Origin of the sequence: Pseudoalteromonas sp. SS15 (genome assembly GCF_049257195.1) — a bacterium.
Classification (GTDB): domain Bacteria; phylum Pseudomonadota; class Gammaproteobacteria; order Enterobacterales; family Alteromonadaceae; genus Pseudoalteromonas.
Window position 1 is genome coordinate 432,577 of record NZ_JBMMUD010000002.1, and the last position, 14,587, is coordinate 447,163.

Here is a 14,587-nt window from a genome sequence, read left to right on the forward strand (position 1 = left end):
ATGACAGCATTACTCGTATATAAAGCACTGCATATTTTCTTTATGGTGGCATGGTTTGCCGGTATTTTTTACCTGCCCCGCTTATTTGTATATCACGCTATCAACCAAGAACCACCTTGTAGTGCCATGTTAAAAGTGATGGAGCGCAGATTACTGTTCTTTGTGACGCCTTTTGCTGTACTAACTTTGGTTTTTGGCCTGCTAATGATTTTCGAGTATGGTCGAGAGTGGTTTAAATATAACCTCTGGCTACATTACAAACTTGTTTTAGTGATCATCCTTTATATTTACCACGGCTACTGCTTTAAACTGCTTGCTGATTTCAAGCATGATAGAAACACACGCAGTGACCGCTTTTATCGGATCTTTAATGAATTTCCGGTGTTATTGCTTTTAGCGATAATCATGCTCGCAATACTCAAACCTAGCTTTTAATTGTCTAAAACTCGGCTTTATTGTGCTATTATGCGGCGCCAAGTTAGCCAGTCTTGGCCTGCTAAATATATTGGTTGAAAGCCTCGCTTTTAATCGCTCGTCATTTTCTGATTAGGGATCGCCTCATGTTAAGTTTCCAAGGTGAAAATATTCTCTCTGTAAATCAATTAAACAGAGATGCCATTGAACAGATCTTTGCTGTAGCAAAGAAAATGGAACCATATGCTAAAAAGCAAAAACGTACCAATGTGCTTGAAGGTGCTGTTCTAGCTAACCTATTTTTTGAGCCAAGTACACGTACACGTGTCAGTTTTGGTACTGCGTTCAATTTACTCGGTGGTTTGGTTCGTGAAACGACGGGCATGCAAAGCTCAGCCCTTGCAAAAGGTGAATCTTTATACGATACCGCGCGCGTTATTTCAGCTTATGCTGATGCGGTCGCAATGCGTCATCCAGATGCAGGTTCAGTAGCTGAATTTGCAACAGGCTCTGACGTGCCAGTTATCAACGGTGGTGACGGTCCAAATGAGCACCCTACTCAGGCATTACTTGACCTTTTAACCATAGATAAAGAACTACACCGCTTTGAGCGTGGCATCGATGGCATGCACATTGCGCTTGTAGGTGACTTAAAATATGGTCGTACCGTGCACTCTTTATCAAAGCTTTTGTGTCACTATAAAGATGTTAAATTCACTATGGTTGCACCTGATGGCTTACAAATGCCTGACTATATTCTTGATAATGTATCGAACGCGGGTCATCAAATCGAACTTGTTTCTAAGATGGAAGGCAACCTAGCCGCTGATATCGTTTATCAAACACGTATACAAGAAGAACGCTTCCCATCTCAAGAAGAAGCCAACAAATACCGTGGTGGCTTTAGAATTAGCCAAGCAATTTATAATGCCCACTGCAAACCTACTTCTGTGCTTATGCATCCACTGCCTCGCGATAGCCGCAGTGATGCGAACGAGCTAGACAATGATTTAAACAATAACGACAACTTAGCAATCTTCCGCCAAGTACAAAATGGCGTATTGATCCGTATGGCGTTATTCGCGTTAACTTTAGGCGTTGAAAACCAAGTACAAAACTATGAAGTAGAAGTACCTTGGTTCAGCCGTAAACGTAACAGTTAAAATAGGACTATATACATGACAATTAGCCAAGATTTATTTTCTCGTGCTCAAGAATCAATTCCTGGTGGCGTTAACTCACCAGTGCGTGCATTCAATGGTGTAGGTGGCACGCCACTATTCATCACCAATGCTGAAGGTCCTCATACTTACGACGCTGACGATAAAAAATACATCGATTATGTGGGCTCTTGGGGTCCTATGATCTTAGGTCACAACCACCCTGAGATTAAGCAAGCCGTTTTAGAAGCTGTTGAGCGCGGCCTTAGTTACGGTGCCCCAACTGAAACTGAAATCTTGATGGCTGAGAAAGTAAAAGAGCTAGTGCCATCAATCGAAAAAGTACGCATGGTAAGCTCTGGTACTGAAGCGACAATGAGTGCTATTCGTCTTGCTCGTGGTTTCACAGGCCGTGACAAAATTCTAAAGTTTGAAGGCTGTTACCACGGTCACGCTGATTCACTATTAGTTAAAGCAGGCTCTGGTGCCTTAACTATGGGTGTGCCTAACTCTCCGGGTATTCCTGCTGATTTCGCTAAGCACACATTAACGGTAGCGTTCAACGACATTGAACAAGTTAAAGCTATCTTCAATGAATACAAAGACGAAATTGCTTGTATTATCGTAGAGCCGGTTGCGGGCAACATGAACTGTATTCCGCCAGTTGAAGGTTTCCTTGAAGGACTTCGTTCAGTATGTGATGAGCACAAATCAGTACTTATTTTTGACGAAGTAATGACAGGCTTCCGCGTGGCACTAGGCGGCGCACAGGCTTATTACAACATTCAGCCTGATCTAACCTGTCTTGGTAAAGTGATCGGCGGCGGTATGCCAGTGGGTGCTTTCGGTGGTAAAAAAGAAATCATGGATTTCATCGCGCCAGTAGGTCCAGTGTATCAAGCTGGTACGCTATCAGGTAACCCAATCGCGATGGCCGCTGGTCTAAAAGCACTTGAGCTATTAAGCCAAGGTAACTTACACCAAGGGCTTGAAGCAAAAAGCAAAGCACTGTGCGAAGGTTTTCAACAAGCTGCTGATGAAGCGGGTATTCCACTGACTACAAATTATGTGGGTGGCATGTTTGGTTTCTTCTTCACAACTGCTGAGTCTGTAAATAGCTACCAGCAAGCAACTGAATGTGACCTAGAGCGCTTTAAAAAGTTCTTCCATTTAATGCTTGAAGAAGGCGTCTACCTAGCGCCTTCTGCTTTTGAAGCTGGCTTTGTAAGCTCGATGCACACAGATGCAGATATTGTAGAGACAATTGCTGCCGCTGCAAAAGTATTTAAAAAGCTATAAACAATAAGCGTTTATAGCTTTTAGATAGAAGCCCACGTTTGTGGGCTTTTTGTTTTTTAAAGAAAAAAATTATTTTTGAACTAAAATTGAAACTTGCTCGGTCTATCTAATACACACAATTAATAAGTGACGCATATGCAAGGATCAAAAACGCTTTTCTCACCCGCTATTTCTTTAATGGCCAACTTGAAATACAAAAGCAAAATCAGTCTAATTTTTGGTATTTTACTTGTTCCACTCAGTGTCAGCTTATTCTTCTTAAGCTCTATTCTCAGCCAAAATATTGCACTCACACAGCAGCAACAAAGTGGTTTAGCGCTTTACCCTACTCTTTTACAAAATATTATGTCTGAAAATAAACAGGCAAATCGTCAATTAGCCAGAAGCAACGGCTTTGATATCACAGATAGCGCGCAACAACACGCCCTCGAACAGGTCTCTATTCAATCAAAACTCGCCATTGATGGTGATATTGCCCGCTCTTATATAAACCGCTCTTTGGTTGAGTCTGTTCCGAGCTTGATTGAACAAATAAATCTCACTTCGGAGCAAGCATCATTGGTGATCCAAGCGGGCTCATTTACCCCAGACACCTTTATTGCACTCTCGAATTACAATAAATCATTGCCCAGTTACGCTGAGCGTTTAGAAGGTAAACTGGCGGTGGCTATCGCAGATAACCAAACTGTAAAATCATCGCTATCACAGCAACTAGATAAGGTGACACGTTCCGTACAGGCTTTTAAAAATAGCATTCAAAACAATCTGCTTGACCCTGATGAATTACAATTATCACAAAGCCAATTCAATAGTTTAAAAAGTGATACGCTTGAACAGGTAAGTATGCTCATCAATACGGCAACTCCGCTTTTAAAAGCATTGCTAAATGAACGCTTATCATCTCAACAAATTATCAGAAACAGTGTCGTGCTTGCTGCAGTAGTGTCACTGCTGCTTGCAAGTTACCTTATGTTCGGCTTTTACTTTGCTGTGGTAGACAATATTCGCGCATTTGAATACAACGCAAGTAAAGCTGCACAAGGTGATTTAAGTGCCAAAGCAACGGCGATTGGTAATGACGAGATGAGTATTATTGCTTACGAATACAATCAAGTGCTCGATGCTATGGTTAATCTACTTGGCGATGTAAAAAGCACCAGTGGCAACCTACAAAATGCCACCAGCAAACTCAATGAAATTAGTCAAAGTACCCGTGAAGATGTCAGTCAGCAGCAGCAAAATATCGGTACCATTGTAGAAGCGTTAGAAGCAATGAATCATGCCGCCACCTCTGTTGAGCATTCAGCCCAAGAGGCAACACAATTAGCAAGCACAGCGGCAAGTCATGTAAAGCAAGGCAGTCAGAACACCACAGAACTTGCTCAGCATATGACCATGTTACAACAAGAGTTTGAAGAGAGTCGACAAGCACTTGATAAGCTCGCACAAGACAGCCAAGATATTAGTAAGGTCAGTGTCGCAATCAGTGAAATTGCCGAACAAACCAATTTACTCGCGCTTAATGCTGCTATTGAGGCAGCTCGTGCTGGTGAGCAAGGCCGAGGCTTTGCCGTTGTTGCTGATGAGGTCAGAACTTTGGCTAAACGTACTCAGCAGCAAACTGAAGAAATTCACACCATCATTAATGCACTACAACAGGCTTCAAATACCACACAAGAAAAAATGCGTCGAAGTGTCGAGCAAATGGAGCAAGGCGTACTTGCAGCAGAAAAAACCAATCAGGTTTTACAAGAAGCCCAAACCAGCATGGTCGACATAGATAATCAGGGCCAGCATATTAGTGTGCTTGTTCAACAGCAATCTCTGGCCACTCAACAAGCTTTGAGTGATGCGACTACCATTAATAATGTTGCTCAACACACCCTTGAATCAGCAATTGCCACTCAAGATGATGCCCATACGCTTGCAGCTATGAGCTCTCAGCTAAATGGAGCCGTTAAACAGTTTAGGTTTTAAAAGTATAACCGACATACAACAGAGTCAGTGATTGCAACCTTATAGTATGATGCCCATACACTTGCACGCATGAGCTCTCAGTTTGAGGGTGCAGTTAAGAAATTCCTGTTTTAGTGGTGCTGTTTAGTCCTTTTATAATAGGTAACACCAATTTATGAACACGTTGGCGTTGGGTTAAACAGCTCTCGCCTAATAGGCAATTGTATAACCTTACCGCAACTTGGTGCAGCCTGACGGCCTGTTTTTGGGTTTACAAACGCCCAGCGCACACCGTCCGGTCTTTGATCAGCGATAGCCTGTGGGTTAAGTGGTTTCAGATAGCGAATGTATAACTCAAGCGCACCACTAGACCCAGTCAAACCTGTTGGCTTGTTATCATCTCGTCCGAGCCAAGTAACCGTCACTGTATTGTGATCGAATCCTGCAAACCAGCTATCCCTTAAATCATTACTGGTGCCTGTTTTGCCTGCAAGCTGGATAGACGGAAAGTGGAGATTAATACGCTTTGCAGTGCCATCTTTGGTGACTCTTTTTAAGCCGTAATTGGTCATATAAATTGATTCTTCAGCAAAACGCTGTTCTGAACGCGTGCGATGTTCATACAAGACTCGCCCAACCGAGTTGGTCATCGCTGCAATACTGGTAAGTGGCTGATAGCGACCTTTTCTGGCAATGGTGCTATACATCTGTGCCACATCGAATGAAGAAAGCTCAAGAGCGCCAAGAAGTAACGATGGATACTGCTCAACCTGCTGCTGAATGCCTAATTGATTAAGCGTTTCAGCGACTCTATGTACCCCAATATCTAAACCTAGGTTTACCGCTGGAATATTAATGCTTTTACTAAACGCCTCATAAAGCGGCATCTCACCTCTAAATTTATGGTCAAAGTTTTCAGGGGTCCATACATCTCCAGAACTATCTTTAACCTCTAGCGGCCCATCGTCTAATAATGTGCCAAGGTTGTGAGTATTTTGCTCAAAGGCCGAAAGATATATTGCAGGCTTCACTAATGACCCCACTTGTCGCTTGGTATCGAGTGCGCGGTTTAAACCACTAAAGCGCATATCTCGGCCAGCAACCAAAGCAGACACCCCCGCTTTCTCAAGGTTGACTGAAATCATCGCGGTTTCAAGTTTTTCAGTTTTATATTTGCGCTCTAAATAAGGTAAGCCTTTGCGGATAGACTCCTCCATTGCAGCTTGTTTTTGTAAATCGAAATACGTAAATATCCTCACACCAGCATTAATGACTTGCTGATCAGGTAATAATTCTTTTAGCTCTCGATTTACCAACTCTAGGTAACCTGGATAATTTTGTTGTCGGTCACGGCTTAAAGGCTCAACTTTAATAGGCCTTTCAAGTGACTGACGATATTCATTGGTACTTAAGTAACCATTTTCAGCTAGCAGTCTGAGTACCAGATCACGACGTTCTTGGGCGCGTTCTGGGTAACGTCTCGGATTATAATAAGAAGGCCCTTTGACCATAGCCACTAATAACGCGATTTGGTCAAACTCAAGCTCATCAACAGGTTTTGCAAAGTAAAACTCTGCTGCCAGTCCCATACCATGCACACCTTGATTATATGCCTGCCCTAAATACACCTCGTTTAAATAGGCTTCTAAGATAGCATCTTTGCTATATCTGAAGTCTAAGATCATCGCGATTAAGGCTTCATTGATCTTACGCGTAAGAGTGCGTTCTCGGGTTAGGTAGAAGTTTTTAGCTAACTGCTGCGTCAATGTACTGCCGCCTTGCACCGTTCTTCCTGCTTTAATATTGGTATAAAGCGCTCTAAGAATAGACATGACAGATACACCATGATGTTCATAGAAGTTTCTATCTTCCACAACCAATAGCGCATCTTTTAAAATAGTGGGAAACTTATCGAGTGGAACAAACTCTCTGTCTTGCTTTGAGTCATTACCAATACGAGCTATTTGTACGGGCTCTAATCGAGCTTTAGGCACTCGTCGACCAGACTCATTAACTATACTGGCTAATTTTTTACCGGCAAAATTTAAGGTAAATACTTTGCCTTGCTCAACCCCATCATAAAACTCAAAAGCGCGTCGATAAATACGGATAGTTCGCCCTTCAACGACATACTGACCTGTGCGGCTAAGCTGATTTACTTCTGAATAATTTAAGCGCTTTAATTCCCAAAGCACTTCTTTTTCTGACAAATATTGATCTGGACGAAAATCCATAGTTCGGGCATAGACCTGCACTGGCAACTGCCATTTATTCCCTTCAAACTGCTTAGTCACTTTGGCATCAAGGTAAATCACATAAAACGCTAACACCGCAATAACTGCGATACTACCTTTCCAAAATAAACGCCAAAGTCCTAGCAAGGTTCTTTGTTTGAATTGAGCAAATTTACCTTTTGATTGTTTTGTAGTTTTATTCGTTGTTTTTTTTGTGCTTTTCGATTTAGGCGCAGCGCTTTTTTTCGGTGTTGCTTTTTTTGTAGACGATTTTTGGGTAGGAGTCTTTTTTTCGGCCATGCCTTTATTCACGAATGGTTAATGCCAATTTAATCACCATAGATTACCTTAGATTAACAAGACCTGAAAGCCTAACTCATTGCTAAGTTAGGCTTGATTTTATTCAGTTTTCAAAATGCACACAGTGAGTAACTCTCATCACATGAACACCACTCAGTAAATCTTAACTCGATACTTCTGATATTTGTTCTTCACTCACTGTGTGCAAATTGAAACTTTGACAACTATTGACCGCGAACCGTAACAAACTCAGGGTAAGCATCAACGCCACAGTCATGTTGGTCCATACCTGACAATTCTTCTTCTTCGCCAACTCGAATACCCATTGTTGACTTTAAGATGGCCCATACAATGTAAGAAGCGATGAATACAAAAGCAAAGATACTGACTAAACCAATTAACTGTGTAACAAAGTTCGCATCACCATTTGAAAGTGGTACTAACATGATACCTAATGCGCCACAGGTGCCGTGTACAGAAATCGCACCTACCGGGTCATCAATCTTTGCCTTATCAAGGAACACGATACTGAATACCACCAGTGACCCACCTAATGCACCCAGCAGTACTGCCAGAGTCGGTGATGGCGAAGCTGGCTCTGCTGTGATTACAACTAGACCTGCTAAAGCACCATTTAAAATCATAGTGAGATCTGCTTTACCCCAAAGCACTTTACAAACTAGTAGTGCAGCAATCGCACCAGCCGCTGCCGCAGCATTGGTATTCACTAAAATTTGACTCACAGCAACCGCATTTGCTTTATCTGCAATGAATAGTTGCGAACCACCATTAAAACCAAACCAGCCCATCCACAAAATAAATGTACCTAGTGTTGCAAGTGGCATATTTGAACCAGGAATTGGATAAACTTCACCGTTCTTACCATATTTACCTTTACGAGCACCTAGAAGTAATACGCCCGCTAATGCCGCTGCCGCACCAGCACCATGAACAATCGCAGAACCTGCAAAATCCACAAAGCCCATTTCAGATAAGAAGCCACCACCCCAAGTCCAGAAGCCTTCAATTGGGTAAATTAAACCAGTTAAAACAACAGTGAATGCTAAGAAAGCCCAAAGCTTCATTCGCTCCGCAACTGCACCCGATACAATTGACATTGCCGTTGCCACAAAGACAACTTGGAAGAAGAAATCAGCTTCTAATGCATGAGTTGCATCATCTGCGGCACTACCAATGAGCGCGCCAAAATTCGGCACTATGCCACCGGCTGTATTATCGACGTACATAATGTTGTAACCCACCAGCAAGAACATAGTACAAGCGATGGCATAGAGCGCGATGTTTTTTGTTAGAATTTCAGTGGTGTTTTTTGAGCGAACTAAACCCGCTTCAAGCATGGCAAAGCCCGCAGCCATCCACATAACCAATACGCCAGAGATCAGAAAGTAAAAAGTATTTAAAGAGAACTTGAGTTCTATGATGCTGTTTTCCATTGTTATTGCTCCTAAATCGCTTCTTCGTCGAATTCACCAGTACGGATACGTACAATTTGGTCTAGGTCATACACAAAAATCTTACCGTCACCGATTTTTCCGGTGCGAGCGACTTCACTTAAGGTGTTAACAATACGCTCTGCGTTTTCGCTTTGTGTTGCGATTTCAACTTTGATTTTTGGAATAAAATCAACTTGATATTCTGCACCTCGGTAAAGCTCAGTGTGACCGCGTTGACGACCAAAACCCTTTACGTCAACAACAGTCATGCCTTCTACACCTAGCTCCGATAATGCTTCTCTGACTTCATCAAGTTTGAATGGCTTGATGATAGCGCTGATCATTTTCATATTGCCCCCTTCGACATTGTGATGCGTTATGTTGGCAATGAATAATCAAGCTCTATACCAAAATTAAAACTTTAAAAAATACATAAAGTTAACAATTTAAGAACATTTAAAATTAGATAAAATGCACCAATTAAGTGCGTAGTTATGCAAATTGAACTGAGCTGGTGCATAAATTTCAATCATTTTTACACCCATCTCAATTTGCCCATACTTGGACTCATAAACTTTGCATATTCAGTAAGAGCAGAACATTATTTAGCTTCGGAGGAGATAAACTAATGAAACTAAAAACCATCATCATCAGTGCAGCATTGCTGATCGGTCAAACGGTTAATGCAAGTGAACATAGCCGCCAAATCGACATAGACAACCAAGTTGTCACAAAACATAAAACTAAAATTCTTGGTGAGAGAATTAATTACACTGCGACCACAGGGACTCAGCCAGTATGGGATGAGGAAGGTCACCCGATCGCCACTTTGCATTACACCTACTACAAGAAAAGCGATGTTAAAGACTTGAGTAAGCGCCCACTACTAATCTCATTCAATGGTGGTCCTGGTTCTGCGTCAGTGTGGATGCATATTGCTTACACTGGCCCTAAAACTTTAAATATCGATACTGAAGGCTACCCGGTTCAACCGTACGGTGTACAAACTAACCCTTACTCAGTTTTAGACGTCGCTGACATCGTTTTCGTAAACCCTGTGAATACAGGCTATTCGCGCGTTTTACCAAACAAAGATGGAAAAATGCCTAGTAAGGCAGAGCAGAAAAAACGTTTCTTTGGCGTTAATGCTGATATCAAATACCTCGCTGAATGGCTAAACACTTTTGTGAATCGCAACAACCGCTTTTTATCGCCTAAGTTTTTAATAGGTGAAAGCTATGGTACTACACGTGTATCAGGCCTTGCTCATGAGCTACAAAATAGCCAATGGATGTACTTAAATGGCGTAGTACTGGTTTCGCCTACCGACATTGGTATTAAACGCCAAGGCCCTGTAAAAGCTGCAAATCGCTTACCTTACTATGCGGCGGCGGCTTGGTACCACAAAGCTTTAGCACCTGAGCTACAAAATAAAGACTTATTAGATGTATTAGACGAAGTTGAAACTTACACCATTAACCAATACCTACCAGCATTGGCAAAAGGTGCATTTATCAGCGATGCTGAAAAGCAACAAGCAATTAAGCAAGTTGCTAAGTTTAGTGGTTTATCAGAAACCTTTGTCGCTCAGAACAATTTAGATATTCCAACCAGCGCTTTTTGGAAAGAGCTGCTAAGAGACAGAGGTCAAACACTTGGCCGCTTAGACTCTCGTTATTTAGGTATCGACAAACGTGATGCGGGCAGCAGACCTGATTACTGGCCGGAGCTAACCTCATGGTTGCATTCTTTCACACCAGCCATTAATTACTATCTACGTGAAGAGCTAAACTACAAAACCGACATTAAATACAATATGTTTGGCTCGGTTCATCCATGGGATCGCAGTAATAACAACACCGGTGAGCAACTACGTTTAGCCATGGCGCAAAACCCATACCTTAATGTGTTAGTGCAAGCAGGATACTATGACGGTGCAACCAATTATTTCGATGCAAAATATACGATGTGGCAACTCGACCCAAGTGCAAAAATGCGCGACCGTTTAAGCTTTAAAGGTTATCGCTCAGGTCATATGATGTATTTACGTCGTGCTGATTTAGAACAATCAAATCAAGACTTACGTGAATTTATTCAAAACGCCCTACCGAATGGCAAATCAGCTAAGTATTAAAAACTTATACCATGGCCTTATATCTTGCTTATAAGGCCATCATAAAGCCATACCTTCATTCGCATGTCTTTAAAATTTGGGTATACTCAAAGCATTAGCGAATTTAAGGATGTTTCCATGACTGACAAATACCGTGTTGTATTTGCCGGCTTCGATAGCAGCGTGAGTGAATCAGCCGCCATCGAGCAGCTCAGCTTAAAACTTAAAACAACGCCGCAAAAAATCACAGCGTTCACGCAAGGCAAATCTTTATTTGCCCCCAGCGAAAAAGCCAAATGCCTTAAACAAGTAAAGTTATTGGCCAGCTTCGGTTTGCATGCCAAGCTGCAATCAGCTGAGAGCAATGCAAATAGCGCCAGCTCAATTCAAAATTCTAAAGATGAACGTATTCTAGAAGCCCTTGATTACATTACGTCTAGCCTTATTCGAATCGAAGAACGCTTAGAAGAATTAGAGCAACGTTTACCTTCACAAGAGATCGTGAAAGAAAATAAAGTCGAAGATGATTGGCAAGAAGACGACCTTTTTGATGAACTTGAGCTTACTCCTCCCCCTAAACGCAGTAAAAAAGTGCAATATGGTCTTGGTGTTGTGCTCATCATTCTGTTGATTATATTAGCTATCGCACTTGCTTTCCCTGAACTAGTCGCTTTTTAACATGAGTAAAATTCACGATTCAAAAATATCGCGCACCGAAATTAGAAAAAAAGTGCGCGAAGCTAGAAGAAATCTAACCTCATCATTTCAAAATCAAGCTGAAGAAAATTTAACTATTAATTTTTCTCAACACATCACCCTCCCTCAAAAGGCCAAAATAGGGCTCTATCTAAGTAATGATGGCGAACTCAAAACAAACAAGCTAATTCAAGAGCTTAGAGTTAAAAAACATCAAGTTTACCTACCTATAATTCACCCTTTCAACGGCGCCTCATTGCTATTTCAGCAATATGAAGAAAACTCACCCATGGTGGCTAATCGCTATGCTATCTTGGAACCTAAGCTGAATTGCAGCCAAATTTGCCCGCTTCCTGAATTAGATATTTTGCTAATGCCCTTAGTTGCATTTGATGAGCAAGGTAATCGACTTGGAATGGGCGGCGGCTACTACGATAGAACATTGGCAAAGCACTATGCTGAACAACGTGAGAAGCCTAAGTTAATAGGCCTTGCTCATGATTGTCAGAAAGTAGAAAGCTTACCAATAGAAGCATGGGATGTGCCTTTACAGCAGATTTTAACACCGACGAAGTTTTACCAGTGGTAAAACTTCAACGTTAAACGCTTAAAACACGTCACTTTGCCTACGTTTTCGGTATACTTGCGTTGACAACTTTTGACAACAACCTTGGAACTGAAATGACTCAAGACGAAATGAAAAAAGCAGCGGCGTGGGCTGCACTAGAGTTTGTAGAAGAAGGCACGATTGTAGGTGTTGGTACAGGCTCTACGGTAAATCATTTTATTGATGCGTTAGGCAGCATTAAAGATGACATTAAAGGCGCAGTATCTAGCTCAGAGGCTTCTACTGAAAAGTTAAAAGCACTAGGCATTGAAGTTTACGAGTTAAACGATGTGGCTAAGCTAGACGTGTATGTTGACGGCGCTGATGAGATCAATGCACAAAATGACATGATCAAAGGCGGTGGCGCAGCATTAACCCGTGAAAAAATTGTAGCGGCAGTAGCTGATAAGTTTATTTGTATTGTTGATAACACCAAACATGTAGAGACTTTGGGTGCATTCCCACTGCCAGTTGAGGTTATCCCTATGGCACGCAGTTATGTGGCAAGAGAACTTCTTAAACTAGGTGGCGATCCGGTTTACCGTCAGGGCGTGATCACTGACAACGGTAATGTGATCTTGGATGTTCATGGTTTAGAGATCAACGATGCAAAGCAGCTTGAACAACAAATTAACCAAATCGTCGGCGTAGTTACTAACGGCTTATTTGCTGAGCGCGGCGCAGACATCGTTATCACAGGGACACCAGAAGGTCCTAAAATTGTAAAATAGGAATGAGTCATGAGTAAGGTTTCTTTAGCAAAAGAAAAGATCAAAATACTGTTGTTAGAGGGCGTACACCAAAGCGCTGTTGAAACTCTTAAGCGTAATGGGTATAGCAACATTGATTATGTTAAGACTTCCTTACCTGAAGATGAACTCATCGAACGTATTTCAGACGTTCACTTTGTGGGTATTCGCTCGCGTACCCATCTTAATCAGCGCGTCATTGAAGCTGCAGAAAAACTAGTTGCGGTAGGTTGCTTTTGTATTGGTACAAACCAAGTTGACCTGCAAGCGACTAAAGAGCGTGGTATTGCGGTATTTAACGCGCCTTTCTCAAATACACGTTCAGTAGCAGAGCTCGTACTAGGTGAAATTCTTTTATTACTACGTGGTATTCCGCAGCGTAACGCCATGGCTCACCGTGGTGAGTGGTTTAAATCAGCAGTTGGCTCTTATGAAGCCCGTGGTAAAACCTTAGGTATTATTGGTTACGGTCACATCGGCACTCAGCTTGGTATTATGGCCGAAAACATCGGCATGAAAGTCGAGTTTTACGACATAGAAGACAAACTTACCTTAGGTAATGCACAACAAATTCAAAACCTAACGCAACTTTTACAGCGCGCCGATGTAGTAAGCTTGCACGTTCCTGAAACACCATCGACTAAGAATCTTATCGGCATGGCTGAGCTTGAAGTGATGAAGCAAGGTGCGATTTTAATTAACGCTTCTCGCGGTACGGTGGTCGACATCGATGCACTATCAGAATCTCTAAGAGATAAAAAGCTAGCTGGTGCTGCAATCGACGTATTCCCGGTAGAGCCAAAATCTAACGACGAAGAGTTTGTTTCTCCACTGCGCGAATTTGATAATGTGATATTAACCCCACACGTTGGTGGTTCGACACAAGAAGCGCAAGAAAATATTGGTATTGAAGTCGCGGGTAAACTGGCTAAATACTCAGATAACGGCTCTACATTAAGCGCTGTTAACTTCCCTGAAGTATCGCTACCTGAGCTTGCTAATCGTAGCCGCTTATTGCACGTTCACGTCAACCGCCCGGGTGTACTTACGCAAATTAACCAAGCATTTGCTCAACACGGCATCAACATTGCTGCTCAGTACCTACAAACCGACGACAAAATTGGTTACGTCGTTATTGATGTAGATACCGACCATTCTGAAGTGGCCCTAAAAGAGCTAAGTGCAGTTGAAGGCACAATCAGAGCGCGTATTCTTCACTAATTGCAAAAAGCATCAAAAGTAAGAAACAAATAAAAAGCCCCGCAAACTCAAGTTTGCGGGGCTTTTTAAATTTAGATAAAGATTACGAAGATTATTTCTCAGGCGGGCGATAGCCTTCGATTTCTACTTCTTTACCCTCAAATAAGAAACCGACCATTTGCTCTTCTAGCAACTGACGGTGATCTGGGTCCATCATGTTTAGGTGCTTTTCATTGATCAGCATAGTTTGCTTATGCTGCCACTGTTGCCAAGCTTCTTTAGAGATATTATTGAAAATCTTTTCACCCACTTCACCAGGGTAAAGTTGAAAAGCAAGGCCTTCAGCCTCTTTTTGTAATTTCTGACAAAACACTGTGCGTGCCATAATTCATCACCTAATTAAAT

13 protein-coding genes are annotated in these 14,587 nt (G+C 42.0%); 9 read left to right on the forward strand and 4 right to left on the reverse strand.

Going from position 1 to position 14,587, the window contains the following annotated elements; genetic code table 11:
- From AAEU28_RS06265 to AAEU28_RS06280, 4 genes are all read left to right on the forward strand, one after another.
- Complete coding sequence (locus AAEU28_RS06265) at nt 1-435, forward strand: CopD family protein (protein ID WP_421963369.1); 435 nt, start codon at nt 1-3, stop codon at nt 433-435.
- 125 nt (nt 436-560) lie between these two features.
- Nucleotides 561-1,577: an aspartate carbamoyltransferase gene (locus AAEU28_RS06270; RefSeq protein WP_421963370.1), complete on the forward strand. Its 1,017-nt coding sequence runs from the start codon at nt 561-563 to the stop codon at nt 1,575-1,577.
- Between the two features lie 15 nt (nt 1,578-1,592).
- On the forward strand, nt 1,593-2,873 hold the full coding sequence (gene hemL / locus AAEU28_RS06275) for a glutamate-1-semialdehyde 2,1-aminomutase (RefSeq protein WP_421963371.1): 1,281 nt from the start codon (nt 1,593-1,595) through the stop codon (nt 2,871-2,873).
- Nucleotides 2,874-3,008: 135 nt separating this feature from the next.
- Entirely contained in the window at nt 3,009-4,850 is a 1,842-nt protein-coding gene (locus tag AAEU28_RS06280; protein ID WP_421963372.1) for a methyl-accepting chemotaxis protein, read from the forward strand.
- 152 nt (nt 4,851-5,002) lie between these two features.
- Here the strand turns inward: AAEU28_RS06280 and mrcB are convergent, their stop codons facing one another.
- From mrcB to AAEU28_RS06295, 3 genes are all read right to left on the reverse strand, one after another.
- Nucleotides 5,003-7,363: a penicillin-binding protein 1B gene (gene mrcB, locus AAEU28_RS06285; protein WP_421963373.1), complete on the reverse strand. Its 2,361-nt coding sequence runs from the start codon at nt 7,361-7,363 to the stop codon at nt 5,003-5,005.
- A gap of 224 nt (nt 7,364-7,587) precedes the next feature.
- Nucleotides 7,588-8,817 carry an ammonium transporter gene (locus tag AAEU28_RS06290; RefSeq protein ID WP_138480180.1) on the reverse strand — a complete coding sequence of 410 codons (1,230 nt, stop codon included), beginning with the start codon at nt 8,815-8,817 and terminating at the stop codon, nt 7,588-7,590.
- 11 nt (nt 8,818-8,828) lie between these two features.
- Nucleotides 8,829-9,167 carry a P-II family nitrogen regulator gene (locus tag AAEU28_RS06295; RefSeq protein WP_130254678.1) on the reverse strand — a complete coding sequence of 113 codons (339 nt, stop codon included), beginning with the start codon at nt 9,165-9,167 and terminating at the stop codon, nt 8,829-8,831.
- Nucleotides 9,168-9,445: 278 nt separating this feature from the next.
- On the opposite strand from AAEU28_RS06295, the gene AAEU28_RS06300 reads away from it, so the two are divergent.
- The 5 genes from AAEU28_RS06300 (at nt 9,446) to serA (ending at nt 14,203) form a co-directional block, all read left to right on the forward strand.
- Complete coding sequence (locus tag AAEU28_RS06300; protein ID WP_421963374.1) at nt 9,446-10,951, forward strand: S10 family peptidase; 1,506 nt, start codon at nt 9,446-9,448, stop codon at nt 10,949-10,951.
- Nucleotides 10,952-11,068: 117 nt separating this feature from the next.
- Nucleotides 11,069-11,608, forward strand: a complete 540-nt coding sequence (locus AAEU28_RS06305) for a hypothetical protein (RefSeq protein ID WP_421963375.1) — start codon at nt 11,069-11,071, stop codon at nt 11,606-11,608.
- Nucleotide 11,609: 1 nt separating this feature from the next.
- The gene (locus AAEU28_RS06310; protein WP_421963376.1) at nt 11,610-12,215 is read left to right on the forward strand and encodes a 5-formyltetrahydrofolate cyclo-ligase; all 606 of its coding nucleotides are present in this window, start codon (nt 11,610-11,612) and stop codon (nt 12,213-12,215) included.
- A 92-nt stretch (nt 12,216-12,307) separates the two neighbouring features.
- A complete protein-coding gene (rpiA, locus tag AAEU28_RS06315; protein ID WP_138480172.1) occupies nt 12,308-12,964 on the forward strand; it encodes a ribose-5-phosphate isomerase RpiA in 657 nt (218 codons plus the stop codon).
- 9 nt (nt 12,965-12,973) lie between these two features.
- On the forward strand, nt 12,974-14,203 hold the full coding sequence (serA, locus tag AAEU28_RS06320) for a phosphoglycerate dehydrogenase (protein WP_421963377.1): 1,230 nt from the start codon (nt 12,974-12,976) through the stop codon (nt 14,201-14,203).
- Nucleotides 14,204-14,294: 91 nt separating this feature from the next.
- Here the strand turns inward: serA and AAEU28_RS06325 are convergent, their stop codons facing one another.
- Nucleotides 14,295-14,567, reverse strand: coding sequence for an oxidative damage protection protein (locus AAEU28_RS06325; protein ID WP_058030911.1), 273 nt, complete (start codon nt 14,565-14,567; stop codon nt 14,295-14,297).
- Nucleotides 14,568-14,587: the final 20 nt, after the last annotated feature.

Excerpts from the sequence above, each read along its gene's own strand:
- mrcB (WP_421963373.1), bottom strand. The coding sequence starts at position 7,363 with ATGGCCGAAAAAAAGACTCCTACCCAAAAATCGTCTACAAAAAAAGCA.
- AAEU28_RS06300 (WP_421963374.1), top strand. The coding sequence starts at position 9,446 with ATGAAACTAAAAACCATCATCATCAGTGCAGCATTGCTGATCGGTCAA.
- rpiA (WP_138480172.1), top strand. The coding sequence starts at position 12,308 with ATGACTCAAGACGAAATGAAAAAAGCAGCGGCGTGGGCTGCACTAGAG.
- AAEU28_RS06295 (WP_130254678.1), bottom strand. The coding sequence starts at position 9,167 with ATGAAAATGATCAGCGCTATCATCAAGCCATTCAAACTTGATGAAGTC.
- AAEU28_RS06305 (WP_421963375.1), top strand. The coding sequence starts at position 11,069 with ATGACTGACAAATACCGTGTTGTATTTGCCGGCTTCGATAGCAGCGTG.
- AAEU28_RS06270 (WP_421963370.1), top strand. The coding sequence starts at position 561 with ATGTTAAGTTTCCAAGGTGAAAATATTCTCTCTGTAAATCAATTAAAC.
- serA (WP_421963377.1), top strand. The coding sequence starts at position 12,974 with ATGAGTAAGGTTTCTTTAGCAAAAGAAAAGATCAAAATACTGTTGTTA.
- AAEU28_RS06310 (WP_421963376.1), top strand. The coding sequence starts at position 11,610 with ATGAGTAAAATTCACGATTCAAAAATATCGCGCACCGAAATTAGAAAA.
- hemL (WP_421963371.1), top strand. The coding sequence starts at position 1,593 with ATGACAATTAGCCAAGATTTATTTTCTCGTGCTCAAGAATCAATTCCT.
- AAEU28_RS06290 (WP_138480180.1), bottom strand. The coding sequence starts at position 8,817 with ATGGAAAACAGCATCATAGAACTCAAGTTCTCTTTAAATACTTTTTAC.
- AAEU28_RS06325 (WP_058030911.1), bottom strand. The coding sequence starts at position 14,567 with ATGGCACGCACAGTGTTTTGTCAGAAATTACAAAAAGAGGCTGAAGGC.
- AAEU28_RS06280 (WP_421963372.1), top strand. The coding sequence starts at position 3,009 with ATGCAAGGATCAAAAACGCTTTTCTCACCCGCTATTTCTTTAATGGCC.
- AAEU28_RS06265 (WP_421963369.1), top strand. The coding sequence starts at position 1 with ATGACAGCATTACTCGTATATAAAGCACTGCATATTTTCTTTATGGTG.